Annotated in this window: 24 protein-coding genes and 1 pseudogene; 9 read left to right on the top strand and 16 right to left on the bottom strand. The window is 59.4% G+C overall.

Annotated elements, in window-relative coordinates; genetic code table 11:
• A pseudogene (locus EN885_RS18420) lies at positions 1–2,047 on the bottom strand (hypothetical protein); the annotation flags it as partial.
• A gap of 322 nt (positions 2,048–2,369) precedes the next feature.
• Between EN885_RS18420 and EN885_RS18425 the strand changes: the two are divergent.
• Positions 2,370–3,323, top strand: a complete 954-nt coding sequence (locus tag EN885_RS18425) for a transglutaminase-like cysteine peptidase (protein ID WP_128335202.1) — start codon at positions 2,370–2,372, stop codon at positions 3,321–3,323.
• 176 nt (positions 3,324–3,499) lie between these two features.
• Here EN885_RS18425 and EN885_RS18430 read toward each other — a convergent pair whose 3' ends face one another.
• From EN885_RS18430 to EN885_RS18445, 4 genes are read right to left on the bottom strand one after another with little or no spacing between them, the layout of a single operon-like run.
• A complete protein-coding gene (locus EN885_RS18430) occupies positions 3,500–4,138 on the bottom strand; it encodes a ribbon-helix-helix domain-containing protein (RefSeq protein ID WP_095485885.1) in 639 nt (212 codons plus the stop codon).
• Positions 4,128–5,417, bottom strand: a complete 1,290-nt coding sequence (locus EN885_RS18435; RefSeq protein ID WP_128242971.1) for an HlyD family type I secretion periplasmic adaptor subunit — start codon at positions 5,415–5,417, stop codon at positions 4,128–4,130. Before EN885_RS18435 ends, EN885_RS18430 begins: the two co-directional genes overlap by 11 nt.
• 48 nt (positions 5,418–5,465) lie before the next feature.
• Entirely contained in the window at positions 5,466–7,595 is a 2,130-nt protein-coding gene (locus EN885_RS18440) for a type I secretion system permease/ATPase (RefSeq protein ID WP_128242970.1), read from the bottom strand.
• Positions 7,596–7,635: 40 nt separating this feature from the next.
• Positions 7,636–9,084 (bottom strand): TolC family protein, encoded by a 1,449-nt coding sequence (locus EN885_RS18445; protein WP_128242969.1) that lies wholly within the window; start codon positions 9,082–9,084, stop codon positions 7,636–7,638.
• 295 nt (positions 9,085–9,379) lie between these two features.
• On the opposite strand from EN885_RS18445, the gene EN885_RS18450 reads away from it, so the two are divergent.
• Positions 9,380–9,919, top strand: a complete 540-nt coding sequence (locus EN885_RS18450; protein WP_128242968.1) for a hypothetical protein — start codon at positions 9,380–9,382, stop codon at positions 9,917–9,919.
• Between the two features lie 151 nt (positions 9,920–10,070).
• Here the strand turns inward: EN885_RS18450 and EN885_RS18455 are convergent, their stop codons facing one another.
• From EN885_RS18455 to EN885_RS18505, 11 genes are all read right to left on the bottom strand, one after another.
• The gene (locus EN885_RS18455; protein ID WP_065009969.1) at positions 10,071–10,358 is read right to left on the bottom strand and encodes a GIY-YIG nuclease family protein; all 288 of its coding nucleotides are present in this window, start codon (positions 10,356–10,358) and stop codon (positions 10,071–10,073) included.
• 249 nt (positions 10,359–10,607) lie between these two features.
• Positions 10,608–11,195 carry a hypothetical protein gene (locus EN885_RS18460; protein WP_126104686.1) on the bottom strand — a complete coding sequence of 196 codons (588 nt, stop codon included), beginning with the start codon at positions 11,193–11,195 and terminating at the stop codon, positions 10,608–10,610.
• Positions 11,192–11,782, bottom strand: a complete 591-nt coding sequence (locus EN885_RS18465) for a L,D-transpeptidase (RefSeq protein ID WP_128242967.1) — start codon at positions 11,780–11,782, stop codon at positions 11,192–11,194. Before EN885_RS18465 ends, EN885_RS18460 begins: the two co-directional genes overlap by 4 nt.
• Positions 11,766–12,929 carry an AAA family ATPase gene (locus tag EN885_RS18470; RefSeq protein WP_128242966.1) on the bottom strand — a complete coding sequence of 388 codons (1,164 nt, stop codon included), beginning with the start codon at positions 12,927–12,929 and terminating at the stop codon, positions 11,766–11,768. Before EN885_RS18470 ends, EN885_RS18465 begins: the two co-directional genes overlap by 17 nt.
• Positions 12,926–13,552 (bottom strand): TadE/TadG family type IV pilus assembly protein, encoded by a 627-nt coding sequence (locus EN885_RS18475; protein ID WP_128242965.1) that lies wholly within the window; start codon positions 13,550–13,552, stop codon positions 12,926–12,928. The genes EN885_RS18470 and EN885_RS18475 overlap by 4 nt, the downstream gene beginning before the upstream one ends.
• Positions 13,553–13,554: 2 nt before the next feature.
• The gene (locus EN885_RS18480; RefSeq protein WP_245493096.1) at positions 13,555–14,088 is read right to left on the bottom strand and encodes a TadE/TadG family type IV pilus assembly protein; all 534 of its coding nucleotides are present in this window, start codon (positions 14,086–14,088) and stop codon (positions 13,555–13,557) included.
• Between the two features lie 5 nt (positions 14,089–14,093).
• Positions 14,094–15,578 carry a pilus assembly protein TadG-related protein gene (locus EN885_RS18485; RefSeq protein WP_128242964.1) on the bottom strand — a complete coding sequence of 495 codons (1,485 nt, stop codon included), beginning with the start codon at positions 15,576–15,578 and terminating at the stop codon, positions 14,094–14,096.
• Positions 15,579–15,635: 57 nt separating this feature from the next.
• On the bottom strand, positions 15,636–15,920 hold the full coding sequence (locus EN885_RS18490; protein WP_128242963.1) for a hypothetical protein: 285 nt from the start codon (positions 15,918–15,920) through the stop codon (positions 15,636–15,638).
• The gene (locus EN885_RS18495) at positions 15,907–17,352 is read right to left on the bottom strand and encodes a type II and III secretion system protein family protein (RefSeq protein WP_128242962.1); all 1,446 of its coding nucleotides are present in this window, start codon (positions 17,350–17,352) and stop codon (positions 15,907–15,909) included. The genes EN885_RS18490 and EN885_RS18495 overlap by 14 nt, the downstream gene beginning before the upstream one ends.
• Before the next feature lie 43 nt (positions 17,353–17,395).
• Entirely contained in the window at positions 17,396–18,436 is a 1,041-nt protein-coding gene (gene cpaB, locus EN885_RS18500) for a Flp pilus assembly protein CpaB (RefSeq protein ID WP_128242961.1), read from the bottom strand.
• A gap of 96 nt (positions 18,437–18,532) precedes the next feature.
• Positions 18,533–18,715, bottom strand: a complete 183-nt coding sequence (locus EN885_RS18505) for a Flp family type IVb pilin (RefSeq protein ID WP_128242960.1) — start codon at positions 18,713–18,715, stop codon at positions 18,533–18,535.
• Positions 18,716–19,246: 531 nt separating this feature from the next.
• Between EN885_RS18505 and EN885_RS18510 the strand changes: the two genes are divergently transcribed.
• The 7 genes from EN885_RS18510 to EN885_RS18540 all read left to right on the top strand — a co-directional run bounded on the left by EN885_RS18510 (position 19,247) and on the right by EN885_RS18540 (position 25,274).
• A complete protein-coding gene (locus tag EN885_RS18510; protein ID WP_128242959.1) occupies positions 19,247–20,635 on the top strand; it encodes a CpaF family protein in 1,389 nt (462 codons plus the stop codon).
• The gene (locus EN885_RS18515; RefSeq protein ID WP_128242958.1) at positions 20,635–21,606 is read left to right on the top strand and encodes a type II secretion system F family protein; all 972 of its coding nucleotides are present in this window, start codon (positions 20,635–20,637) and stop codon (positions 21,604–21,606) included. Before EN885_RS18510 ends, EN885_RS18515 begins: the two co-directional genes overlap by 1 nt.
• Before the next feature lie 18 nt (positions 21,607–21,624).
• Positions 21,625–22,575: a type II secretion system F family protein gene (locus EN885_RS18520; RefSeq protein ID WP_128242957.1), complete on the top strand. Its 951-nt coding sequence runs from the start codon at positions 21,625–21,627 to the stop codon at positions 22,573–22,575.
• Positions 22,576–22,642: 67 nt separating this feature from the next.
• A complete protein-coding gene (locus tag EN885_RS18525; protein ID WP_128242956.1) occupies positions 22,643–23,176 on the top strand; it encodes a tetratricopeptide repeat protein in 534 nt (177 codons plus the stop codon).
• Positions 23,177–23,185: 9 nt separating this feature from the next.
• Complete coding sequence (locus EN885_RS18530; protein WP_128242955.1) at positions 23,186–23,710, top strand: prepilin peptidase; 525 nt, start codon at positions 23,186–23,188, stop codon at positions 23,708–23,710.
• Positions 23,711–23,815: 105 nt separating this feature from the next.
• A complete protein-coding gene (locus EN885_RS18535) occupies positions 23,816–24,613 on the top strand; it encodes a sterol desaturase family protein (protein WP_128242954.1) in 798 nt (265 codons plus the stop codon).
• On the top strand, positions 24,585–25,274 hold the full coding sequence (locus tag EN885_RS18540; RefSeq protein ID WP_164897869.1) for an isoprenylcysteine carboxylmethyltransferase family protein: 690 nt from the start codon (positions 24,585–24,587) through the stop codon (positions 25,272–25,274). The genes EN885_RS18535 and EN885_RS18540 overlap by 29 nt, the downstream gene beginning before the upstream one ends.
• The last annotated feature ends 167 nt before the right edge of the window (positions 25,275–25,441 follow it).

A 25,441-nucleotide genomic window follows, 5' to 3' on the forward strand; every position in this document is an offset into this window, starting at 1 on the left:
TCAGCGTGCCGTAGGTGCCGGCGATGCCGGCGCCCAGCCCGCCGCTCACCGGGCTGGCGGTGTTGCTGCCGGCGGCCACGCCGACAACGCCGCCACCGGCGGCCGCACCGTCGGCGCCGAACACGTCATCGGTGGCGTCGCTCAGCACGTTGCCGGTGGCGATGGCGCCCTCGGCGACGCTGTTGGTGTCGGCGTTCGCCGTCGGCACATCGTCGACGACGTCAATGGTGAGTGTATCGTTGGCGCTCTGCCCGTCCTGGTCGGTCAGCACCACTGCAAAGTTCTCGAACAGGCTGTTCTCACCGAGGGCGGTGGGATGCGCCTCATTGTCGAGGAGCGTGTAGGTGTAGCTCACCTGACCTGTCGCGGCATCGTAGGCAGTCACAGCCAGCGTGTTGCCCTCCGGCGTCGTGAACGAGCCCGCCGTGAACACGCCGTTGGTGATGAAGGCCTGACCACCGATCGTCAGCGAGGCAATGCCGTCGGGCGAAGAGATGGTGAAGGTGCCCGTACCGGTCTCGGCCGTGCTTGACGGGTTCGACCCAGGCCCGCCCGGCGTACCGACATTTAACGCCTCTTCATTCACCGTCACGTCGCCGCCACGGGCCTCGGGCGTCAGGTCGGTGATCACCGGCGGTGCATCGCCGATCGAGATTGTCAGTGTCGTGTGCGACAGGTCGCCGTCGCCATCCTTGATGGTGTAGGTGAACACGTCGTCGACGCCGCCGGGCGTGCCGGCATCGCGCGCATAGCTGTAGGTGCCGTCGGCGTTCAGCGTCAGCTTGCCGTAAGTCCCCTGGATCTGCACGCCAAGCGTGCCGCCGTCGTCCAGATCGGAATTCGTCGTGCCGCTCGTGACCCCGACCACCGTCGCACCATCGGCGCCCTGCGTGTCGGCCGCCCCATCAGTCAGGTTGACGTCAACGCCGTCTGTCCCGCCAGCAAGCACATTACCCGTCGCGGGGCCGAACTGACCCGCCGCGATGCTGTCCGTGTCGGCAATCGCCGTCGGCGCGTCGTCGACGATGTTGATGGCCAGGTTGCCTGGCGCTGCCGGATCGCCATCGGCGTCCGTCACCGCGACGGGGAGGTTTACGCTGGTGGTGTCGCCGGAGGTGTTGTCGATGAGCGTATAGGAATAGCTGATCGTGCCCAAGCCGGTCGCGGGATCATAGACATAGCTCGCTGTCAGCGAGCCGGTCGCGTCGGTGAAGGTCTGGGGCACGCCGGTCAGCACATGGCCGCCCAGCGAGACTTCCGACACGCCGTCCGGCGAGCTGAAGCCGATCGTGCCAGAGGTCGTCTCCGAGGTCGCAGGCTCATTCGAGCCATGTGACTCGCCGCTGCGTGCCGGCAGGCCAGCCTCATAGACCGTGGTCGAGGCTACAGGATCAATCGAAGGGGTAGAGTCTTTCTCCCTGACGCCAATCGTCAGTTCGCGCGGCTCCAAACGGCCAAACTGCAAGGCCGTCGGCGGCAGCAATGCCGATAGATCGAACCCATTGCCGATCCCACCGACTGGAACCGCGAAGTTTCCGCCGGCGCTGCCCGGCGTCCCGTTTCCCGGCCCCGCCGAGATCGAGCCGTCGGCGCCGAAGGCAATGTCGACATGGCTTGCTTCAAGCGCCGCCAGCAAGGCGACGCGCGGCACCTCAATGTCGCCGAGAATAAAGGTCGGCACGTTCAGGGCACCGTCCTTGATGACGACCACCGAGCCGTCTGGTTGTTCGAGCAGAAGGTGGCGGCCGTCGACTCGGATATTGTCGATAGCGACGTTGGCCGGAAATCTCACGGTGTTGCCGGCGTCGGCCACATATTCATTCGGCGCCGCAGCCGCTGGTGCATTGGCCGCTGCCGGCGCTTCCGTTTGCACTGCTGCGCCGTTGCCCACATCCGCCGGCACCGGCTCGGCTGCTGCCGGTTGCTCGGTCGAGGCTGCTTGCGCGACCTGGATACCTGCCGCCGATGCCAGGCCGCTGTATTCATTGGAAGCAGAATGTTCGTCCGAGGAACCTGAAACACTGTCCAATTCGATAATGGTCGCCATAGCTGAAACCCCTCCGGTATTTCTCTGGAAGAGACAGCGGTAATCTCGGCTTTGCAACAGTCTGGTAATCTATTCCATATATCCTAATATGCATTTGCCACTATTTTTTACGCATGGTAAATCATATTTATATAACCCTATATATGTTGCCGCAGCAGACCAATTTGCTGGCAATCCTTACGACAATGACGCGGAAAAATAAGTATAAATGTATATAAAAGTTTATACAGAATAGACGTAGCCCTTTGCGATAAAGTTATCCACCTTCCTTTCCAATAATTTGAGACAAGATTGGTAGCGTCCACATTCAAAGGTGGGCGTTATGAAAAAAGAAAAGGCTGGCCTGGCAACCGGGCTCAAAATGCTCCTGCTAGCGGTCGGCCTTGTCGGCCTGTCGCAGCCAGCACTCGCGAATGCCATTGTGGCGGATGTCGCTGCGACCGGTGAGCAGCTGGAAAAGTTGCAGGCGCCGCCATGCCTCGGCGGCGTTTCGCTGGCGAGATTTCAGCCTTGGCGGCCTGCTGAAGCTTACCGCACAGATATGTTTCCCGGCAGCTACGGGCTAGCCGTTGCTGATTACGGGGAGGCTCATTCGACGTCGCGAGGCGATGCCGGCATAGATCCTGTGCAGACGGCGGCGATAATCCCCGGTGTGTTCGGATCGGTTGCCTTGTCGATGCGCAACTCTCCCGTCTCGGCGCGCTGGGCACCTGTCTACAGGGCCATCGCCGGCTGCTTCGCGAACAGTGCGTGCGAGCGCAAGAGCGCTGCTTTTGCCGAGATCGTTAACGCGGTCAAAGACCGGGGGTTCAGCGACAAGCTGTCCTTCGTCAACAGCAGCATAAACCGCGCGATTGCCTACAAGAAAGACAGTGCAGTTTACAGCAGGCTCGACTATTGGGCGAAGCCTTCGGAAATCCTCGAGCGGCGGGCTGGCGACTGTGAGGATTTTGCCATCCTCAAGATGGCGGCTCTGCTGCGGGCCGGTATCCCGGCGCAGAGCATGTCGCTTGTTGTTCTCCAGGATCGCCGCAGAAAATTCTTTCATGCCGTGCTGTCGGTGAGTACGGACAGCGGCACATTCATCCTCGACAGTCTCAACAACACTGTTTTGAAAGACAGCGAACTCCCTGATTATCTGCCGCTGTATTCCTTCAGCACTGACCGGGCGTGGATCCATGGCGCAAAACCAGGGGGCGCGCAAATAGCCGACATCAAGGGCGCTTTCGCAACGGTTGCTCCTGGCGAAGGTTCGGAGCCGGATATGTCCCTGTGAAAATGACGCGAAGCATCGTCAGGATTGAGCTGCACTTGCCCGGAGCGGCAGCTCTAAAGCGCGTTGCATTTGAACGGATTCATGCGACGCGCTTTAAGTTCTTGTTTTTATCCATATAGCAAAACCGCTGCGCACCCTCGGGTCAAGCCCGAGGGCAAGCTTTTGCGCGACATGCATTAGCCGTTGACGAACGCCATCAGCAGCTCCGGTTCGGGTACGGGCGCCCGCACTGCATTCAATTGACCCCGATACCGACGTTCGCCGGCGCCGATGACGAAGCCGCTGGCGATCGGAACTTCGCCATTGGCATCGAGTCGGGCAAAAATGTCGGCGACATTGAGATCCAGCGCCAGCTTGAGATCTTGTCGTGCATCGTTGTTCGGTCCGGTCGGCAACTGACGCTTGACCAGTTGCTGGAACGGAGCATTGAAAGTCAGGATCTTCTTCGATGACGCCAAGGCAAAAGCGGGCGAGGGGCAGGCAACCAATATGGCATTGATCGTTCTGATCGATGCAAGCTTTCGCAGGATCAGGTTTTCATCCGCCAGCCCGAGTATGCAGGCCACCCGTATCGCCGACGTCAGATTACCAGTCTTGGTTTGATTTTTGGCGATCTCGTCGATCAGCATGCCGATCGTGCATTTCCTGTTTTCAGCCATCTGCTTCAGCGACATCCAGAAAGCCTTTTCCAGACGAATGCCGCGGCGTATGCCGCCACGCGCGACAACCCGGAACTCCAGCCCGAAATCCTCTCTGGTGATCGGCAGAAGCAACCGATCATGGGTGCTGGGAGGAGAGTTGGCGCTAGCGCTCACTCATCGCCTCCTGACGCGCCTTGTTGATCGGCTTCAAAAGGTAACTGAGGATCGTCTTGCGTCCTGTCTTGATGTCGACTGAACAGATCATGCCGGGGATGATCGAATAGGCCTTGCCGTCCCGTTCGAGGGTGGACTTGTCCGTCGCGACACGCACCTGGTAAAAGGGCTCACCCGTTTTCTCGTCGACCAGGCTGTCGGCGGTGATGTTGGAGACCTTGCCTTCGATGCCGCCGAAGATCGAGAAGTCGTAAGCGGTGACTTTTATCAGCGCCTCCTGGTCGGGACGAATGAAAGCGACATCGCGCGGCGAGACCCGCGCTTCGATCAGCAAGGTTTCGGAGGTGGGCACGATGCCTGCCACGACCGAGCCAGGCTGCACGAAGGCGCCAACCGTGTTTAGCTCCAGTGTATTGACGATGCCGTCCACCGGCGAACGGATATCGGTGCGCGCTACCTTGTCGGTGGCCCCACGAATGGTTTCGTCCACGACCGAAAGCTCGGCCAGCGCCTGCGTCAGTTCATCCAATGCTTCCTGTTGCAGCTGGAGGCCAAGCTCCTCGACCTGGAGTTGGGCTTCGGTGATCGTTGACCTGATCTTCTTGACTGTCTCGCCGGACAGGTTCAGCTGACCGTTGAGTTCAGTCTGCTCCCGTTCAACCCGGATTTGCTCTGTCCTGGCCATCAGCCCCTTTTTGACCATTGATCCAACCAGTTTTGCCTCTTGGTCACTAACGGCGAGGTTCCTTGTCAGGCGGTCGGAATTGGCGGCTGCTTCGTCCAGTTCCTTCTCGCGCTGGTCGAGGCGCGATTTGAGAACCGACAATTTGTTGTCGAAGTTTTCGCGCCGGGCCGTGAGAAGCTTTTGTTCATTGTCGCAGATTTGCGGAGCGATCGACTGAATGTCAGCCGGGCACGGAAAGGGCCCTGCGAGATTGCCGCTTTGTTCGTATTTGAGCCTTGCGATTCGCACTTCAAGCGCGCGTGACTTGGCCTGCTGCTCGCCAAGGCTGGACGTATTCAGCGTGTTGTCGAGGCGAATGATCAGGTCGTTTTTCCTGACGACCTGCCCAATCTTGACGGCGATTTCCTGGACGACGCCGGCTTCGCTGGCCTGGATGATTTGGGTCTTGGACGCCGGGATGACCTTGCCGTCGCCGCGTGCGATTTCATCGACTTCGGCAAAAGCTGCCCAAGCAACGAAAACGACGAAGAGCGCTCCTATGATGAATATGGATGCCGACGCGAAAAGCGGCGGACGGTCTTCTCTGGCAAGCATTTCCCCACGCCCCATTATATTGAACTCGTTCAATATAATCTATTTTGATCAGCCACTTTTCTGCAGTGCCTTTACGACTTGTTCCTTTGGTCCGTCTGCAACTATCCTGCCTTGTTCGACAACGATAAGCCGATCCGCCAGCTCAAGCATGCTGTAGCGGTGGGTTGACACGATCAGCGTCGTGTTTTCATCGAAGGCCACTTTGAGCTGTTTGATCAACTGTCTTTCCGAGGCGAGATCCATTGAGCCTGACGGCTCGTCCAGGAAGACGATTTTCGGCTTGGTCAGCAGCAGGCGCGCAATTGCCACCGTCTGTCGCTGCCCCCCCGAGAGATTGGTACCCCGCTCGCCGACATTCATGTCATAGCCGCGCGGGTGGCGAGAGACGAATTCGTCGACGCCGGCAGCCTTTGCGGCGTCGATGATTTCCTCATCGGTCGCTTCGGGGCACGCCATCAGGAGATTTTCCTTGATGGTGCCTGAAAACAGATCGCCGGCCTGGGCGACGATTCCTACCGCAGCGCGAACCTCCGACGGGTGGTATTGGCGGATGTCGATGCCGTCGAGCAAAAGTTCTCCCGAGGTCGGAAGGAAAAGCCTGCCGATCAGGCGACCCATCGTTGTTTTGCCGGACCCTATGCGACCGATGATGCCGATCCGTTCTCCCGGTTTCACCGAAAAATTGAGCCCGGTCAGAACCTCGTTTTCCGAACCGGGATAGACGAACCCGACATTCCTGAACACCATCGCACCGTTGCGGATGGGGCGGTTGACGAAACCCACCGTGTCCGGCCGGTCTTCCGGTTGAGCCATGATCGAATTGATGATTCTCAACGAGAGCAGTGCTTGCCGCAGTCTCGAAAGGGTGATGGCGATCTGGCCAAGCGGAGCCACCGCGCGGCTCGCCAGCATGACCGTGCCTATTATTGCTCCCGTAGAAATATGACCTTCCGAGAAGGCATAGGCGCCGGCTACGACCAGGGCGACGGTCACAAGCTGCTGTATGGCCTGGGTGATGTTGCCGGCGGCGGCCGAAAGCTGCTTGATCTTTTCCGACGTGTTGGCAGCGTTCTTGGAGTGCTCGCCCCATCTCCGCAGCAGATACGCTTCGGCCCGCAGCGATTTGATCGTCTCCAGCGTCGAAATGGATTCGACCAGCAAGGCCTGGCGCTGAGAAGCCTCGTTCATCGAGGCGGCGACTCGCTTGCCGATACGTCGCTGCGTGATCAGCCCGACGATGACCGACGCCACGAAGGCCAATGCCGGTATCACCACCAGCCAGCCGCCGATCGCATAGATGACCAGAAGAAAGACGAACACAAAAGCCGTATCGATGAAGACGCTGATGGTGTTGGAGGTGAAGAACTCCCTCACGAATTCATATTGAGTCACGCGATTTGCGTATTCACCGGTCGAGCCAGGGCGCGCTGACAGAGACGAGTTGAGGACTTTTTCGAACAGAAGATATGATATTCGCAGATCTGCTTTGCGCCCGGCATAGTCGATGAGAGATGCCCTGGCGGTCTTCAGAAGCAGATCGAACAGAATAACGGCGCCGATGCCGATTGCCAGAACCCACAGCGTTGATGTTGCCTTATTCGGCAGGATTCTGTCGTAGACGTTCATGGTGAAGATCGGCGAGGCGATCGCCAGCAGATTGATGAATATCGCCGACAGGACCACTTTCGAATAGGTGTGCCAGAAGGCGCCCATCGTTCCCGTCAGCCAGTGGCGCCTTTCTATCCTCGCTGCCGAACCGACGTTCATCCCTTCGGCGGCATTGGCATAGGTTATCGAAAAGGATACGCCGCCACTGATGACACTGGCGGCAAGCTCGGATTTGGCGATGATCGTGCGGCCATCCTCCTGCGGGGCGGTCGTATATGCGCCGTCTTGCATCTCCGCCAGCAGAGCAACAGGCAACTGGCTGACGCGAAAGAGAATGGCAGGAAGATCGACACGACCGCGCAGAAAATCCCGGTGGCTGAATTCCTGGACCTCCAGACCGATCCGTTCGGCAAGATGCCTGATGTCCTCCACCTCTATTCGCGTCTCTGAAAGCGGAACCCCGGCGAACAGGACGGTTTCGGCGCTCGGTCTGCCGAGATATCCGGCAACAGCCGAAAAGCAGGCCTTGAATGCCTCTTTAGGGGAGAGGATGTTGGGTTGCTGATTCACGATCTGCCCGCAAGGACTCTCGATCGATCCTTAAACCAAGCTATTTTTTCCTGACCGGGGCGAGGATGTCGAAAGGCAGATCATTCTTCTGTTCCGACGGGGTGCGCGCATAGGTTTCGGTGTCAGCAGTCTCTGGCGTTGCAAACTCGCTCCTGGCATAAGCCGTCGCCTGTTTTGCCGGCTGAAGGTTCATCGTTTTCAGCAACTGCCCGGTCGCCGCCAGCAGCCGATACTCGGCGAACAGCGATGCGTAGGAGGCGGTATCCGCCAGCGTTGCTGTATTGAACCGCGTATTTTGCGCATCAAGCACGTCGAGCAGCGAGCGCTGTCCGACCTTGAATTGTTCGCGATAGGAGACGACGAGTTTTGCGCTCTCGGAAGCCTGCAGCCGCAGAGTTTTTGCGAGGTCGGCTTGCCGGAAGCGGCGATCCCACGAGGTGCGGACCGCTTCCTCGATCTCCCGCAAGACCTGATGCAATCCGAGTCGCTGTTCGCTGGTGCGGCGGATCTGTTCTTGTTCGTTGGCCTTGTCGATACCTCCGCGATAGAGGTTCCATCGCAGCACGAGCCGCGCTTGCAGGTCGCTGGCGTCGCCGTCATCGCCATCAACGTCATATCCGGCCCGGGCACGGCCTTCGGCGACGATGGCGGGCCCGAATTTGGCCCGGGCTGCGTCCACCAGTGAAGCAGCAGCGTCGATATCACTGTTGGCCATGTGAACGCGCGGATTGTTCTCGCGCGCCAGTCCCAGCGCCTCATCAAGCGACCTTGGCAGCGCGCCGCCAACACTCCCTGGCCTTGAGGCGTTCGTCAGCGGCTTGCCGACGGTCTTGAAGAATCGTATTTTGGCCTGTTCCAGCTCTTCGGAAGCTTCCTGCAAGCGTGCCTTGGCTGCTAAAAGCCGCTCCTGGGCTTGTTGGCCGTCGGCATCGTTTAGCGCACCACCCGCGATGCCTTGCCGGATATCGCCGAGAATCCCCTGATGGAAGCCCAGGTTCTTTTTCGCCTCTGAAACGATCGAGGCCTGCAGCATGTATTCAAGATAATCCTGAACGACGGAGAGCCCGATGAATTCAGATCGCTCCAGTACCCTGAAAGAAGCCCCATCGACCCGCGACGCCTGATGGTTCAGTTCGGCCCGTCGTGCTCCACTGTCATAGAGCGTTTGCGATATCACGACACCCGCTTCCGCCGGATAGAGCGCGTCATCCTCTGTGGAGAGCGCTCGTCGGGACGAATTGTCGAGGCGACGGGCTCCCGCAGATGCCTCGAGATCGATGCTGGGAAGATAGAGCCCTTTCGCTTGACGCAGTTCGAATTCGATTGCTTCGCGGTTTTCGATCGCTTGGCCGATCTCCGGATTGGACTCGACGGCTACGGCCATCGCTTCCTTGAGCGTGAGGGCACTAGCGCTCCCGCAAGCCAGCATCGAAAATGTAATGAGAAGGCCAAGGCGCTTGCCAATGGCCACTTTGATCGTCGTATTCATTTCTACCCCCGCCCACGCTTCCGCCTGGTACTTTGTTATATGGCCAAGCCTTTTCACCGAAGCTTTGACAAATTATCCGATAAATTCTTCGAATATGTGAGTGTTTATTGATTTAGGGCCGGCCAAGAACCGAATTCGGGCCATAAGTTTCGGGAATGTAGCAAAAATGGCACATAAAACGGGCGCTCGCCAGGTTGTGGGCTGCGCCTGCGCCTGTGATCAATGCTGTTCGCCGCCTTCCTTAAGCTTCGCGCAATCTTTGCAGCCTATTCTGCTTATCGATTGGCGAGGGAACATGACGCGCAAGCCGCTACTGCTTTTTGCCTTCCCGGCTCTCATTCTTCTCATTCTGGCAGGGGAGCGAGCAGCGACGTTCCTGCTGGGAACCTATCCGGCCAGCCCTGCCATGTGGCGGATCTGGCTTGGACTGCGCCCTTTGGCGACGATGTTCTGGCAGCAGGTCGACCTTTATCTGGGCGGTTCAATGGTCCTTGATGCCGCCATCCTGACCGCCGCATCGATCCTCTGCTGGATGGCTTGCCGGACGCGAAAATCGGCCGCGTTCTTCTTCCTTGCCAACCACGTCGCTCTGCTTTTCGCCGCGATGATGGTCGCTTCCAGCAGCCATTCTGAAACCGCGAGCACGATCGCGGCATTCACCGCGCCGAGTGGCCATCCATTCTCGCTGATCCTGGATTTCACATGGCAGAACAGCCTGGTGCTGGGTCTGGGCACTGCAGCCTGCGCCTACTGTCATGTTGCGTTTCTCGGCGAAGCGCGACAGCGTTCCCGAGCCCTCGCCGTACGGCTTATTGCTCTCCAGCGGGATTTGTAGGACCCGGGGCACGCCGGTGCCTTCTCGATTAGCCGAACCTTCCCTCCACTTCGTCATCCTAGGGCGGAGCAAGGAGCGAAGCGACGCGGCGCAGACCCTGGGATCCATTCCGTGACATCAGCCGAAGAATGCAGCGGCCCAGAACCGAACCCTACCACCCCGTTCCGCGAAAAAGCTCGAACCACTCTGGATTGGTCTTCTCGATCAGCTCGATCTTCCATTGGCGCGGCCAGCGCTTCAGCGACTTCTCGCGCTGGATGGCGTCGCGAATGTCGAAATGTTCCTCGTACCAGACCAGCCGCTGCACGCCGTAGCGGCTGGTGAAGCGCGAGCCTTGGCCGGATTTGTGCTCCGGCATGCGGCGGCCGAGATCATTGGTGACACCGATGTAGATCGTGCCGCGCTTCTGGCTCGCGGTCATATAGGCATAGCCGGTCATGGCTGAAGGGTAACGAGCGCAGTTGCGGATACAAGCGCCGTTCTGAGCCGTTGCATTGTTCGGCAGAGGTAACGGCATGGATCCTAGGGTCTGCGCCGCGTCGCTTCGCTCCTTGCTTCGCCCTAGGATGACGAAGGCGCGGGGGCTTACGGCTAATCGCCAGCGTCAGAGAACGCGGCTGAAGGCCGGCCTACAGCGACCGTTCACGGTCGCTTTCAGGCTAAGAACCAAATCCTCTGTGCAGAGGAACTAGTTGATTTTCTTGTAATGGACCTTGCCGTCAGGCTGCACGATGCGCTGGTAGGACGAGTTTGGGGGAGGGGGCGGCGCCGCGATCCTCTTTTTGGGCGGGCGCGGCGCTTCGACGATACTGGGTTCGGTCGCTTCTTCGAGATCGGTGGCTGCTTCCGCCATGGTGCTGGTCGTGATCACGGAAGGCTCCGCGATGCTCGACATGTCGTCGTCACTGTCCAGGGGCAGCTCCTGTTCAAGCCGGGCAATGCTGCCTTTGACTTCGTTGAAGCTGCCCTGCAGTTGACTGTCCAGTTTTTCAAACCGGCTTTGGAAGCCGTTGTTGACCGTATCGAGCCGGGCCGCGATCCGTTGCTCGAATGATCCGAGCTGTTCCAGCCGCCGTTCGACAAGGCGCAGATCGTTGATGCCGCGGTAGAAATAGACCGCGGCCGCTATGTTCACCGCCGTGATCAGCAAGGCGCCGACGGCGACAACGCCGAGCATCCTTGCATTGCTCGGTTTCCCAACTGCAGCTTGCTCTTCAGTGTGGGTTGCCGGCCCAATGTCGATTGCCGGTATATCCGGGTCGCTGATCATCGTCATTGGACCACCACCTTTGCGCCGACCGAGACGCGCTTGAAGAGATCGATCACATCGGTGTTGGTAAGACGGAAACATCCCGATGTTCCGTCGAAGCCGATGCCCTTGGGATCGTTGGTGCCGTGGATGCGGTAGAGCGTGTCGCGCCCGTCCCGCAGCAGATAGAGTGCCCTGGCGCCGAGTGGATTGTAGGGACCGGCGGGCACCATTTCCGGCAGCTCCGGCTGGCGGGCGCGCATTTCCCTGGGTGGGCGCCATTCCGGCCATTCCGTTTTCGCTCCGACCTTGACGATGCCGGTCCAACCAAAGCCGTCGCGCCCGACGCTGATCTGGTAACGCAACGCCTGGCCCTGCCGGGTCACCAGATAGAGCGCCTTCTCGTCCTTGCGGATGATGATCGTGCCGGGCTGTTCCGCGGTTTGGAGAGCAACCGCCTTGCGCAGGCTGGGGCCCATTGCCGGCAGCGGCGGCCGGTCCGACAGCGCGGATCGGGCATGGGCGAATTCCGACGCCGGCATCCCCAAGGCCAAGCCGATGATGCAGGCGCCGGCAAGCCTCGGGACGATGCGGTATCTACCGGGCTGGGTCATCGAGCCGCTCTTTGAACATCCGCTTCAGGTCCTTGTTGAAGCGCGCCCGCCCATCCACTTCGGAAGGCAGGATGGCCCGGTTCAGCGCGTCGGTCAGCAGCGCATTGTCCAGGCCGACCGACTTGATGTGCGGCGCCTTGAATATCTTCTCGAGTTCGCTGCGCGAAAAGTGGTTGCCGAACCATTTGCGCTTATGCTTGTTGGCGACCAGGGTGATGCTCACCGAATTGCCGCGCAGTTCGCGGATCTTCGTGTAGAGCCGCTTGCCTTGCCGCAGCGAGGCGACGTTGAGCTCGAAGACGATGAAGATCTCGTCGCTCGTCGAAAGCACGGAATTCTGCCAGGGGGTTTCGATATTCGGCAGGTCGATGACGATGTCGTCGAACCGGTAGGCGACGAGGTCCAGCAGCCGGAACACGAAATCGGCGCCCTGCGGCTCAAACGGCAATTGCGGCCTCTCGAATGAATAGAGGGTCAGGCCGGACGGGCGAGAGAGCTTGATGACGTCCATCAGTTCGACATCGAGCCTTTCCGGCTGGCCGATGATGCCGGCCAGGTCGAACTGGTTGAACAGGTTGAGATAGGCGCCGCAATTGGCGCTCTGGAAATCGAGGTCGACGAGGCAGGTCGAAGCCGCACGTCCGGTGGATTTCGACGCCAGGAATTCCGCCGCCGACAGAGCGAGCGTCGTGGCGCCGGCGCCGCCGCTGGCGCTGATGAAAGTGATGATGCGGCTCTTGGTGCCCTGGTTGCCGGTGTCGTGGAAGGTGACCGCGTTGAGCAGTTCCTTGGCGTCGAGCGGCTTGTGCAGCCAGTCCGAAGCGTTCATGCGAACCAGGATGCGCGTCTGCTCGGAGGTCAATTCACCGGAAACCGCGATCAGCGGCACCGCCGCCCACAGCGCGCGCGCCGCGATTATTCCAGGCTCGCCGAGCAACTCGCCATTGGCGAGGTCGAGGATGACGATGCCCGGCCGCGTCTCGGTGGGCGGGCCTTTGAGAAAGTCACCCGTCTCCGAAATCCTGACATCATAGATGGCCAGCGCGTCGAGCCGCGTCGCCACCTCGCGCTTGAATTGCGGATCCGACGAGAACAGGGCCACCTGCTTTCGTTTGGTCGGCAGAACCTTGGTGTTGATGGCGTTCATGACGCGGTACTCTTCAGGTCTTCGCCCGTAACCGTGCTCAGCATGGAGGGCATGGTGATGTTCGCAAACCCCATCAGTCCCTGCAGAAAGAAGAACTGGAAGTTCACGTTCTGGAGGCTGACAGTTATTGTCGGTACAGATCCCGCCAGCCGGGTCTGGTAGCCAAGCCCCGTGGCCGAGTAGCGGATGACGACGTTCGCCGGCTGCAAATAGGGGTAGAAGTCGCACATGCCGGGACGACTGCCGGCCACGGCACCACATACCCCGTCGTCACCTGCAAAAATTCTGGAGAAATTTGCTGCTTCCCACACGCCGGCGACACAATAGGCGCCTGTGCAGTTGCAGGTCGATGTTGCGCCGTCGCAAACGTAGGCAAAATCACCCGCGGCTACTGGCGCTCCCGGCGTCGTAGTCGGGCCAGCTGTGGAAATCAGCGGCGCGACCGGATCGGAGATGGAGGCCAGCCTTGCACCGATCTGGACGGCCTTGGTGGCCGCATTCCATTGATAGAAGGCATTGCCGAAGTCGACGAACCCGAGAACAAGGGCAAACAGCAGCGTCGCCACGATGGTCATTTCTACCATCGCCGCGCCGTCTTCCGATTTCGCAAAACGCTTGATCATGATCAGAATCGGATCAACCGCTCCTCGTGAGAGCCGGTCAGCGTGATCGGACCGATTCCGATGAACGACAGCATGCCGACGCCGGTATATGGATAGTTGCCGACCGCTCGGACGATGCAGACTTGTGCGGTGGTGGAGCGATATTGGATGACGCCGTCGACGACGGCGGGGTGACAGGAGGCGGTGGCAGCGATGGTCACCGTGACATCCGATGTCTGCCAGCCGCTGACGCGCGGAACGTCTGTCACTGTTACCGCCGCCTTGCCGAACACAGCGATGTTGGTGGCGATATCGGCGCAGTTGATCGCCGCCAGCCCGGCCTGCGTGTACAACTGGCTGTTGCAGCGCGCGGCAAAGCGTGCCGCGTCCGACAGGCCGGCCTCCATCAGCAGCTTGTTATGGATCAGATTGCCGAACTCGAACACACCTGCCGACAAGATCAGCATCAGCGGCGTGATCAGCGTCATTTCGACGAGCACCGCACCACGGCTGTCGCGTCGGAATCTGTCGAGGTGGCGGCATAGCGTTCCGATCATCGCCATCACCGGTAAAGTTGGACTTCGTCGCGAAGGAAATTGTCGAGCGTGCCTTGGCCGCCGCGTCCAGTGATGTCGACTAATTCAACCATAACTGACGCATCGTCCGACGGCGAGGATACTGGCTCGGTGAGGAAGAAACTGGCGAATGCTTCGACTGGCAGACCGGTGCTGTGGCCAGAAAGATCGTTGGTTTGTTCCAGCGCGGTGCAATTCAGGATCGCGCCATAGATCAGGCGACGGTCCACCGTCGTGACCGGCGGTTCGCACGAATTCGGCGGCGTTCCGACCTCGCCTCCGATAGATGCCGTTCCGACAAGGCCGGCCGATAATTCATACCTGTAGACTTCGTAACGCGAGGGCTTGGTCGTGTCCCATGCCGATGGATAGGCAGCGGAACCGAAGTTGGTGCTCCAATAGCCGGAAAAATTCCAGTCTCCATCGCCCATTCGCCCATTCATATATGGCGCGTTGGGATCTCTGGGCAGGCCCATATTGGGTGTGCCGAACGTCAACTGGTTATATTGAGGGCAGTTGCCGCCTCCGCCTCCGTTGCCATTGTCGTTGCCATTCCCTCCAGCCGAAGCGCCCTTTCGGACGTTCGCGGCGGGGCCGTATTCCGCGGAATTGAAGTGGCCGTTGGCAGCGATCCCGAAACGAACGTTGAAGGCGTCCTGCACTGGTCCAGCGTTCTGTCCTGTCTTGGTATCGACGCCTTCTGCCGAATAGCAGCCGATTGGCCTGGATGTGGCGATGGTCTGTGCAAGTGCCTGGGCTCCGTTGCCGACTCCTTCCGGCGGCTCGAGAAAGCCAAAGTTGCCTGGACCGGCGGCCGCACCGTTGCCGACCTTGCGCAGTTCTATGAGTCTCCGCCGCAGGTCGACCCTGGCGGCTGCCTCTTCGAGAGTGTGTCCGTCAGGATCGTTCTCGTATGGGTTGCAGATGAAGACGGGCGTGAAATCGCAGACGCCGGAGGTGAAGCCCGCCACGGCGACTGCCCCGACATTGAAACTGTTGCTGGCGCCGGGGGACAAGAATGAGGCCGGAAAGATAGCGGCAAACCCGACCGGGGTTACCGTGACCTCCACAAAACGGGCAAGTCTGGCGTCGTTCAGTTCGTCGGTGATCACATTGCCCGCCACAATCGGGAGATCGTCGGTGGCCGGCAACGAACGAAGATAGCGGCGTGTTACTCCGGTGGAAGCGAGCGTTTGAGGCGGGCCGGAGGTCGAGAAAGTGTATCGATTGCTTACCAGCGTAGCGATCGCCCTGTCGGCACGGGTGATAGCGCTCGACGTCCCATCCAGCTCAGCCGCGCCCGCCAAAGCAAACGCATCCGCCCCCTTCTGAAGATCGTTGTGAAGGTTGTTGACCCGGCTCATGTCGATCGCCAGCAAGGAAAAGCCGATGATTGCCGGCAGCATGATGCTGACCAGTATCAGCGCTATTCCCCTTTGATCTTGCCAGAACGCGCGAACAATCCGCAGCATGGCCCTTGCTCCCCTGACGCCAGTCGCTTTGCCTGACGTTGAACTGCACCCTTCTGTTCAATCCCCGGTGTTGCCGACATTCACCGTGATGGCCGGCGGTGGCGGTGGTGGTGGTGGAAACTTGTAACTCTGGGCAACAGCGGCAGCGCGCGCGCCATCGCCTTCGATGGCTGTGTTCTTCGACGCCGGATTGAGCGGATCGACCGTCTGCAGCAGCGAATTGTACTTCTGCGTGTCGCCGGCAGCCAGTGTCACCGTTTCGTAATTGTTCAGGTAGTCGGCGGCGCAGCCCGTCAACGCGCCGACGCACAAAAGCAGGATCAAGGCGCTATTTCTTGACATAGATCATTTTGTCCTTGGATTTCAGGTCGAGCATGTGGCCATAGGGGCCGACCACGCCTTCTCCGAGCTCATATTTGCGAACCATGTCCTTGGTCACTTCGAGCTGACCGAGGATGAAGAGCTCCGGGTCGTTGGCAGGCCGCGTCTTGTCGAACGGCGTCGCCAGTTGCTCACCGGGCTTTACCGGTCGCACGATACGCGGCGTGACGATCACGACCAGTTCGGTTTCTTCCTTCTGGTTGCTCGAATTCCGGAACAGCGCCCCGACGATCGGCACCTGGCCGAGCCACGGCACCTGCCTCTGGATCTTGGTGTTCTTGCTGGACAAAAGCCCGCCGACCGCAAAGCTCTGGCCGTCGCGCAATTCGACGACGGTCGACAGCTTGCGGTTGGTGAAGATCGGGTCGCCTGCGATGGTGAAACTGGTGAGGTCGCTGACTTCCGGCGCCAGCCTAATGTTGATCTTGTCGTTGTCGAGCACGACCGGCGTGAACAGCAGATTGACGCCGAACTGCTTGTACACGATGCTGATCTCGCCATCCTCGTCGAGGGTGCGGATAGGTACTTCGCCACCGGCGTTGAAGCTGGCAACCTCACCGGAAAGCGTGGTGAGGTTGGGTTCGGCAAGGGTGCGCACCACGCCCTTGGCCTCGAGCGCCTCAATGATCAGGTCGACCTTGATGTTGCTGTCGATGACGCGGGTGATCAGCGCCGCGAACGGGTTGGTGTTCGAAAGAAGGCCGGTAAGCAGATTGCCCGGCCCCAGCACCACATCGTCTTCGTCGACGGCGGCTATGCCGGTTGCGGTGCGGGTGGTGCCGCTGCCGTTGGTGCTCCTGATCGAGACGCCAAGATCGCGGCCGGCATTGCGCTTGGCCTCCAGCACCCGCACTTCGAGGTTTACTTGCTGGCTGTCGTCGACGGTCACAGCGTTTATGATCGCGTCGGGGCCATATTGCTGGGCAACCTGCATGATCGCCGCCAGCGTGGCGCCGTCCTTGACATGGCCGCCAAGCCTGACCTTGCCGTTGATCGAACCGATATCGATGCGCGCCCTGGGAGCGACCTGCCGGATCGCCTGCGCCATGTCGCTCACGTCGACGCCGACCTCGATCTGGATCACGCCAAGCGAGCGCTTGTCTTCTGAAAAGAGATTGACGGTGGTGGTGCCGGCGCTCTTGCCGATGACATAGAGCGTTCGGTCGGTCATTGGCTGGGCGTCGGCGATCTTCTCGTCGCCCACGACGATATCGCCGAGCGTGGCGTTCACCTGGATCGTCACCGACTGCGACATGGGCAGGAAAACACGGTGGACGCTGGGGTTCGTTACATCGATCTTGCGGTCGGCTGCATGAGCAGCAAGGTCGATCGGCAGCAACGTGACCGAACAGGCCAGCGCGGCAGCCGCCAGTGATCCCCGGAACATACGCATCTAGACTACCCCCCTTGCCGAATCGTTCGGCAATACCCTAGCGTTATTTTTGTCGCGGCACGTCGTAGGATTCGAGCTTAACACCCCTGAAGACGCCGATTGTCGCACGCGCCGGCGGCTCCGGCTGCACATATTTGATCACTTCCTTAACCACTTCTTGCATCTGGGGTGCTGTGGCCACTGCCGGAGCCGGTTTTGCCTTGCTCAACAGGTCAAGCCTGCTTCCCACCCGTTCCACGGCCTGGGTCAGCCCATTGATCTTGTCGTCCGCGCGCTTGCGCTCGGCCGCTGCCTCGGCGTCGGCTGCAGCCTGCTTGGCGAGTTCGGCCTGCCTGGCGGCGACGTCGTCCGGCGTATCACCGGTCAAGTCCGAAAGCGTAATGCGTCCGGTCGTCTCGCCCTTGCTGGCCGCGGCCTGGCGAAGCGCCAGGGAAAGCTGGCCCGCGTCGGCAGCCAAGGTAAGCTTCTGCGCGTCCTTGGTGCTGACCTCGAGCGTGACAGCCTTCACGACCGTCGGGTTCTCGGTGCTTTCATCGGCGACCTGGTCGACGGCGAGCACCTTCATGCTCTGCAAAAGCACGTCGACGAAACTTTGGTCCGTCCCCTGGGTGGTGCGCACCTTGCGGGTCAGCAGCACATCGACGCGGTCGCCGGGGAAAACGAACCCGGCGACGCCGAGCACGTCGTTAACCCTGATAGAAACGGCCTTCATGCCTTCGCCGAGTACTGCCGAGAGCGTGGCACGCTGGCCGGGGCCGGTGATCTTGGTGGCGAGAACAGGCTCGTTGACGCCGATCGCCTGCAGTGCCTGCTTGGTACCTTCGCCGGCCAGCAGATCTTTTGTTGTCTTGAAAGCTCCGGTCGGGACCGCACCTGCGGGCCAGGCGACTTCGCGCAGCTTGTCCGCCGACAGCGTGTCGCCGAACTTCAACGGCATCGCGGCCACCACGACCGTGTCGCGCTGGACATCTTCCGTCTGCGCCATGGCGCTGCGCTGGTTGGCCAGCCAGATATTGGCGAGAACCACCGCGAGCACGCCGAACACACCGGCGAGGACGATCATGATGACAGTATTTGCGCGCATTTCTTGCCCCACCCGGCTGCGTTTTCACAGATCACTGCATTATTCTTGATCATCGACGCCGCGGATATCCGCGGCGTCGATGATAGCGTCACGAGATCACGGGTTGGCAGCCAACGTTGTGGATAGTGTTGTCCACCGGAGACCGACCCAGTTGCCGACGATAACAATCGACGCAATCACTGCGATAGTAATGATGCCGAGCAAGATGGTATATTCGACCATGGCAGCGCCGTTTTCGTCGTCGCGGAACTGCCGGGTCATCGTCATGAGCTTCTTCATGCCAATTTCTCCCTTTGGAGGTTTGAACCCGACGAGACGAGCCAAGGATGAAATCCATACCCAAGCATCCCCCGTCATCTCGATCTAAGTCCCGACGAAAATCAGAGTCAAACGGGATTAAGGGTTTCTTAACTTTCCTATACAGGGTTCGGCAAGAATATTGCCGATTTCAGGCGGACCAAAACATTGATTCGGCTCATTTTTCAACCCATCTTAACCATTCGTTCATAATTTGGCCGTGGGTATGGCGGAAATGGGGCGGTATTAGCGATAGCGCATATTCCTTTATATCTAAGGCCTTAGGTGGGCTCCATGACGCCTTTGTGGCAAAAAAAGCACTTGGCATTGAAAGCGAGTCCCTCGTGTTCCATTAGGACAGCGCCGCTGACCAAATAAACATCGCGTTTTCTGATCCTTGATCTTAACTATGTCTGAAGTATTAAATCGCATGGTGCGCGGCTGGCGCTTGTGCCATGCGTGGTTAATGTTTAGTTTCCGTGGCGACGGATTCTACGGGGAGTATAACGCGATATGCTGGGGCGGTTCACCAAAGGGCCAAGCGAGTTGCGAGTCGAGCCAAAGCTCGAGCCGATGGCGGTTTTGCCCGCTAGCCCGACGCTTTCTCCTGTTGCCGACTTTGAACCGCACGGTGACGAGTTCCTGACGCTCAAGGTCGAACTCCACCGCCACCTCATTGACCGCTTCAACCTGACCGCCCTTGAAAACGCGTCCAAGGATGAAATCCTGAATGAGATCCGGCCGATCGTGCGAGAATTTGTCCGCGCTCGCAACGTGCCGCTGAATGCTCGCGAGCTCGATCAATTGACCAGCGACACCGCCGACGAGATGCTCGGCCTGGGGCCAATCGAGCCGCTGCTGAAAGACGATTCAATCTCCGACATACTGATCAACACGCACAATCGCGTTTTCATCGAGCGGCGCGGCGTGATCGAGGAGACCTCGATCCGTTTCCGCGACGAGGCGCATCTGCTGCGTGTCATCAACAAGATCGTCTCGGCGATCGGCCGACGAGTCGATGAATCCGCGCCGATGGTGGATGCGCGGCTGGAAGATGGGTCGCGTGTCAACATCGCGGTGCGGCCGATCTCGGTGGATGGCCCGCTGGTGTCTATCCGCAAATTCTCCAAAAACCCCTATTCGCTTGAACGCCTGATGGCGTTCAATTCGATCCGCCAGCCGATGATCGACCTTCTGCGGATCGCGGTGCAGGCACGCAAGTCGATCCTGGTTTCAGGCGGCACCGGCAGCGGCAAGACGACCTTGCTCAACGCGCTGTCGAGCTACATCCCGGCAAGGGAGCGCCTGATCACCATCGAGGACGCCGCCGAATTGCAATTGCAGCAGCCGCATGTCGGCCGGCTGGAAACGCGCCCCCCGAATGTCGAGGGCAAGGGCGAGGTCCGCCAGCGCGAATTGCTCAAGAATGCGCTGCGCATGCGGCCGGATCGCATCATCGTCGGCGAGGTGCGCGGCGAGGAAGCCTTCGACATGCTGCAAGCGATGAACACCGGCCACGAAGGCTCGATGACCACTATCCACGCCAACACGCCGCGGGACGCAATATCGCGATTAGAACAAATGGTCGGCATGGCGGGCATGCCGATGAGCCATGATTCAATCCGGGCGCAAATCGCGTCGGCGATCGACATCATCGTGCAGACGCAACGCCTCTCCGACGGGGGAAGGCGGGTCGTTTCCATATCGGAACTGACCGGCATGGAAGGCAATGTCGTCCAGCTTCAGGAGCTTTACCATTTCGTTCGCCGGGATGTGAGTGCGGAGGGTCAGATCGTCGGTGAATTTCGCGCCACCGGCATCCGTCCGCGCTTTGCCCAGGAAGCGGCGACGCTCGGCCACCACTTCGCCAAGGATGCCTTCAATCCGCAGGTTCCGCTTTGATGCCGTCGGGCCAGACGTTACTTTACCTCATCTATGTGATGGCGGCGGCGTCGGTCATTCTCGCGGCCGAGACTCTGTACATGACCTACTCCAAACGCCGCTCAACGGTCAGCACGATCAACCGTCGGCTGAAGCGGCTCGCTGACGAGGTGCCGGCCGAACAGACCTTGCAGGGATTGCTGCGAGAACGTGGGCTTACCGGCTCGGGCGATTTTCTTTTCAATGCGGTCGGGCTGAACAGGCTATACACTCAATCCGGCATTACCGGGAATCCGCTGTCGTTTGTCGCAATATTTATTCTCGCTGGGCTGGTACTGGCACTGGTATTTGCGTACCTCCTGCACTTCTCAGCGGTGGTTTCGTGTGTCATCTTTCTTCTCATCGGATTCGCCCTGCCGTTTCTGGTTCTCCGCCGTGCGCGTGCCAAGCGAATCCAGAAATTCGCGAAGCAATTGCCGGATGCACTTGACATGATCGTGCGTTCGCTGCGCGCCGGTCATCCGACCTCCGTAGCGATAGGTCTTGTCGCCCGTGAAATGCCTGATCCGCTCGGCACCGAGTTCGGCATCGTTTCCGACGAAATCACCTTCGGCCTTAGCCTTGAAAACGCGGTGCGGAAACTCTCGCAACGCGTCGGCTTCGAGGGCCTTCAACTGCTGTCTGTGTCGCTGTCGATTCAGGCCAAGACCGGTGGCAATTTGACCGAGATCCTGTCGAACCTCGCATCGGTGCTGCGCGAACGGCAGAAACTCAGGTTGAAGATCAGGGCGCTTTCCGCCGAAGGCCGAATGTCGGGATGGATCATTTCATTGTTTCCGCTCTTGATGTTCGGCATCCTCATGGGCATCGCTCCGAGCTACTATGGCGATGTTTGGGGCAATCCGCTGATCATGCCTGTGTTCCTGATTTTCGGGCTATGGGCCCTGCTGGGTGACTTCATCATGTATCGCATGGTCAATTTCGATTTTTGACAGGAGCAAGCCATAAACCTGTTTTCGAACATCCAGGATCTGAGCCTTCTGGTCTCCGCCGCCGTTTTCCTTGCGGCGGTGGCACTTTTCCTGGTTGGCTCGCTCGTCTTCTTGCCGGCACTGCAGACGAGGAAATTGGTTGCGCAAAGCCTGATGGCAAAGGGCATTCCCAATCGACGCTCGCTTGTCGGACAGGAAGAACTGACCAGGATCTCGGCGCAGCGGCCGGTCGAGGCGTATTTTCGATCGCTCGAAAAGGAACGGGACGAGCCCAGCGCCCTGGACGCGAAGCTCTTTCGCGCCGGCTTCTACCAATCAAGCGCGCCGCTCATTTATACTCTGTCGCGGCTCGGCGCAGTGTGCGTCGGCTTTGTTGCGACCTATGCACTCCTGTCCCAGATTTTACCGCCCCAATTGCCCAGTCTTGTCGCTTTTGGAGGTTCAGCCTTGCTTGGGCTGGCATGCATTGTCATACCAAGCATCGCGCTCGACCGGTTCGAGAATGGGCAAAAGCAGATCTATCGTCGCGGGTTTCCGGATTTCATGGATATGATGATCACCTGCGCCGACGCGGGCATGAGCCTCGAGGCGGCAGTCGAGCGCGTCAGCAACGAACTGGCCGGCACCCACAAATGGCTCGGCATCCAGCTTTCGATCATGAATCTGCAATTGCGCGCCGGCAAGCCGTTGCGCGAGGCGCTGCGCGAACTGTCCGACCGCATCGGCCTTGAAGAGGCGCGGGCGCTGGCGGTTCTGTTCCGGCAATCCGAGGAGCTCGGTACAAGTTTGACAGAAGCCCTGCGTGTCTACAGCGACGAAATGCGTGGACAGAGAATTCTTCGCGCCGAGGAACGCGCCAACTCTTTGCCGGTCAAGATGATGATTCCATTGGGGCTGTGCATCTTTCCGGTGGTGATGATGATCGTCATGCTGCCTGTCATCATCCGGATGAAGGGCATTTTCTTCTAGGCACGTATATGCTTGGGTCGAAATACAGAGTCGGAGAATTCTTTTGGGGGACGAAATGACAGGGCCAATGCGCCTCGCAGCCGTAGCCGGTTTGCTGCTTATCGTGCTTTCCGGCTGTCAGACGGCTGATACCAGCGGCGTCGTCCGCACCAACGAGCCCTCGAAAGGTGACGTGACAGCCTTTGGCGATGCCTTCGACGGGCTGAAGACGGTCAGCGACGTCGAGTACTATGCCTCGGACCAGGCTGTTGCCGAAGCCAAGAACCAGTTCCGCGCGGAAAACTACGGCAATGCCGGCGCCCTGTTCTACAAGGCGACGCAGCTGGCACCCAATGATGGTGGTGCCTGGATGGGCCTGGCCGCCTCCAGCGATCGCATCCGCCGCTTCGACCTCTCCGACCTGGCCTATCGCCAGGCCTTCCGGCTGGTCGGCGGGACACCCGAATATTACAACAATGTCGGCTATTCCTATCTGCTGCGCGGCAAGCTGCAGGACGCGCGCAGCAGTTTCCTCAAGGCCTATGAGCTGGCGCCCAACGATCCGACCGTGGCCAACAATCTGAAGCTCCTGTCGTCCAGCGTGAAGAATCTCGAGCGGTAAGGCGATAGCATGTTGCTCGCCGCATCGCTGCTGCTGAAGGGGCTAGCGATTCCTTTGCTGGCAAGGATCGCCTGGCTCGACTTTACCACCCAGAAGATATCCAACCAGAATGTGCTGCTGCTGCTTTGCCTGGGTCTGGGCTCGCTGCAGCTCCTGTCGGTGCAATCCGGGTCGTGGTGGGACATGGGCCTGAGCGCGCTTGCCGGTCTTTTGCTGTTTGTTGCACTCTTTCCGTTCTGGGCCATGCGCAAGATCGGGGCTGGCGACGTCAAGCTGATGGCGGTGGTGCCGTTGCTGATCGGCGGCAGCGGCCTCCTTGTGTTCTCCGCACTGCTGCTGGGTTTCGCACTCGCCACAGCGTTGATCGTGAAAAATCCGCTCATGCTGCCCGCGGGCGCTTTCCGCCTGTATGTCCAGCACCTGGACCGCAAAGGCGTTGTGCCGTTTGGGGTGCCGATCTCGCTCGCAGCGGTCTGCACGATAGTGTTTCAGGTCTATAGCAACTTGACGGTTCTAGGCGGCCTCTCGGTCTGACACTCGTGGCGCGCAAATCACCTTCTCAATTAACCTTTCGGAAACCATTAACTTGCGCTCAAATCGGCGAAGTGCTTGGATTGGATCTTGCCGGCGGGGCGCCGTATGGACATTCTCAATCTCAAAGCGCTTTTGATTGCGGTTCTGATCTTCGTTCCGATCGAGCGCCTGTTCGCTCTAAGGCCAGGTCAAAAGATCCTCAGGAAAGCCTTCTTCAACGATCTCATCTACGCTCTGTTCAATGGCGTTCCTATAAGCCTTGGTCTGATCGCGGCTGTTACATTGGCGACAGGCACGGTGGGGCAGTTGATACCAGTCTACATCAGTAGCTCAGTTTCATCACAGCCATTTTGGCTCCAGGTTATTGAAATCATAGTCATCGCGGATATTGGCTTTTACTTGGCGCATCGTATGTTCCACGCCGTCCCGTTTTTATGGCGCTTCCATGCGATTCATCACAGTATTGAAGAACTTGACTGGCTGGCGGCGCACAGGGTTCATCCTGTTGATCAGGTTCTGACGAAGGGCGCGTCACTCGTGCCAGTTTACCTGCTGGGTTTCAGCAGCCCGGCGATCGCCCTGTTCGCGTTGATGTATCACGCCCACGGCTTGCTGCTGCACGCCAACGTAAAGCTAAACATCGGACCGCTTCGATGGCTGATCGCCTCGCCCCAGTTCCATCATTGGCATCACGCTCATGAACGAGCCGCATACGACAAGAACTTCGCAGCTCAACTTTCATTCATCGACGCGCTCTTTGGAACGATGTACCTGCCCGGTAAGGCTGTGCCGGAGCGCTATGGCGTCGATGATCCCATTCCACCAACTTACGTCGAGCAACTCGCCTATCCATTTATTCCGAAGGGCAAAATCCATGAAGCTCCCACCAGCGGCGACGCGTGATTTCATCGGGCGTGCAATGATGATACTTTACTTCACGGTCTGCGCGACTTTGAAGGCCGGAGCATTGGTTATAGCTCTTCGCGGCGCTGAATGGCCCATAGCGCGAATTATCGGGGTCGTAGCAGACATTGCCGCTCTCGGCTTTCTCGTTCTCGTTGTTGCAACGACAGTGGTGCGTCTTCCGCCGCTGAAGACAGCGCAGGGACTGGAGCCCCGAATCTCGGCGCTGATCGGATGCTTTGCCACCGTAACTTTGATTGCTGTCCCTCGAATCGAGATACTTCCACAGATTGAGCTCACTGCCGACCTGATTACCATCATCGGCTTCGCGCTTTGCGTTTGGTGCCTATGGTGGCTCGGCAGATCGTTCAGCATCGCTGCCCAGGCCAGACGGCTCGTCACCGCAGGCCCATATCAAATCGTGCGGCACCCGCTCTACGCCTGCGAAGCGATCGTCCTGCTCGGCATTCTTCTCGGTAATCCGACATGGGCGACGGTCGCAATCTGCGCGATCGCCGTTGCTTTCCAATACCGGCGGATAGTCAACGAGGAGAGGGTCTTGCGAGCCACGTTTCCCGAGTATCAGGAATACGCCCAGCGCGTTCCGATGCTCTTACCCCGTTTCGCTGGCGCATCTTTGCCGGCGCCTGACCCGCGATAGCTTATGCCGCATCTCAAACTCGCCGCAATGGTTGGCGTGGCTTCGATCTTTGCCGTGAGAATGATTGGTGCTTGTGAGGGCGGAAAGGCTGACAGCGCTGCGAGATCAGTGGTGGGATCGAAAGCGGGCCGCTGAGTCGGCCACGGGCGTTGCCCTCGGCCGCTCTT

It is taken from the genome of Mesorhizobium sp. M6A.T.Cr.TU.014.01.1.1, assembly GCF_004022765.1.
Classification (GTDB): domain Bacteria; phylum Pseudomonadota; class Alphaproteobacteria; order Rhizobiales; family Rhizobiaceae; genus Mesorhizobium; species Mesorhizobium mediterraneum.

Coding starts and splice junctions, on each gene's coding strand:
- EN885_RS18535 (WP_128242954.1), top strand. CDS start 23,816: ATGGACATTCTCAATCTCAAAGCGCTTTTGATTGCGGTTCTGATCTTC.
- EN885_RS18490 (WP_128242963.1), bottom strand. CDS start 15,920: ATGTCAAGAAATAGCGCCTTGATCCTGCTTTTGTGCGTCGGCGCGTTG.
- EN885_RS18455 (WP_065009969.1), bottom strand. CDS start 10,358: ATGACCGGCTATGCCTATATGACCGCGAGCCAGAAGCGCGGCACGATC.
- EN885_RS18525 (WP_128242956.1), top strand. CDS start 22,643: ATGCGCCTCGCAGCCGTAGCCGGTTTGCTGCTTATCGTGCTTTCCGGC.
- EN885_RS18460 (WP_126104686.1), bottom strand. CDS start 11,195: ATGACGATGATCAGCGACCCGGATATACCGGCAATCGACATTGGGCCG.
- EN885_RS18510 (WP_128242959.1), top strand. CDS start 19,247: ATGCTGGGGCGGTTCACCAAAGGGCCAAGCGAGTTGCGAGTCGAGCCA.
- cpaB (WP_128242961.1), bottom strand. CDS start 18,436: ATGCGCGCAAATACTGTCATCATGATCGTCCTCGCCGGTGTGTTCGGC.
- EN885_RS18435 (WP_128242971.1), bottom strand. CDS start 5,417: ATGCTTGCCAGAGAAGACCGTCCGCCGCTTTTCGCGTCGGCATCCATA.
- EN885_RS18480 (WP_245493096.1), bottom strand. CDS start 14,088: ATGATCGGAACGCTATGCCGCCACCTCGACAGATTCCGACGCGACAGC.
- EN885_RS18445 (WP_128242969.1), bottom strand. CDS start 9,084: ATGAATACGACGATCAAAGTGGCCATTGGCAAGCGCCTTGGCCTTCTC.
- EN885_RS18505 (WP_128242960.1), bottom strand. CDS start 18,715: ATGAAGAAGCTCATGACGATGACCCGGCAGTTCCGCGACGACGAAAAC.
- EN885_RS18485 (WP_128242964.1), bottom strand. CDS start 15,578: ATGCTGCGGATTGTTCGCGCGTTCTGGCAAGATCAAAGGGGAATAGCG.
- EN885_RS18450 (WP_128242968.1), top strand. CDS start 9,380: ATGACGCGCAAGCCGCTACTGCTTTTTGCCTTCCCGGCTCTCATTCTT.
- EN885_RS18470 (WP_128242966.1), bottom strand. CDS start 12,929: ATGAACGCCATCAACACCAAGGTTCTGCCGACCAAACGAAAGCAGGTG.
- EN885_RS18495 (WP_128242962.1), bottom strand. CDS start 17,352: ATGCGTATGTTCCGGGGATCACTGGCGGCTGCCGCGCTGGCCTGTTCG.
- EN885_RS18530 (WP_128242955.1), top strand. CDS start 23,186: ATGTTGCTCGCCGCATCGCTGCTGCTGAAGGGGCTAGCGATTCCTTTG.
- EN885_RS18515 (WP_128242958.1), top strand. CDS start 20,635: ATGCCGTCGGGCCAGACGTTACTTTACCTCATCTATGTGATGGCGGCG.
- EN885_RS18425 (WP_128335202.1), top strand. CDS start 2,370: ATGAAAAAAGAAAAGGCTGGCCTGGCAACCGGGCTCAAAATGCTCCTG.
- EN885_RS18540 (WP_164897869.1), top strand. CDS start 24,585: ATGAAGCTCCCACCAGCGGCGACGCGTGATTTCATCGGGCGTGCAATG.
- EN885_RS18475 (WP_128242965.1), bottom strand. CDS start 13,552: ATGATCAAGCGTTTTGCGAAATCGGAAGACGGCGCGGCGATGGTAGAA.
- EN885_RS18465 (WP_128242967.1), bottom strand. CDS start 11,782: ATGACCCAGCCCGGTAGATACCGCATCGTCCCGAGGCTTGCCGGCGCC.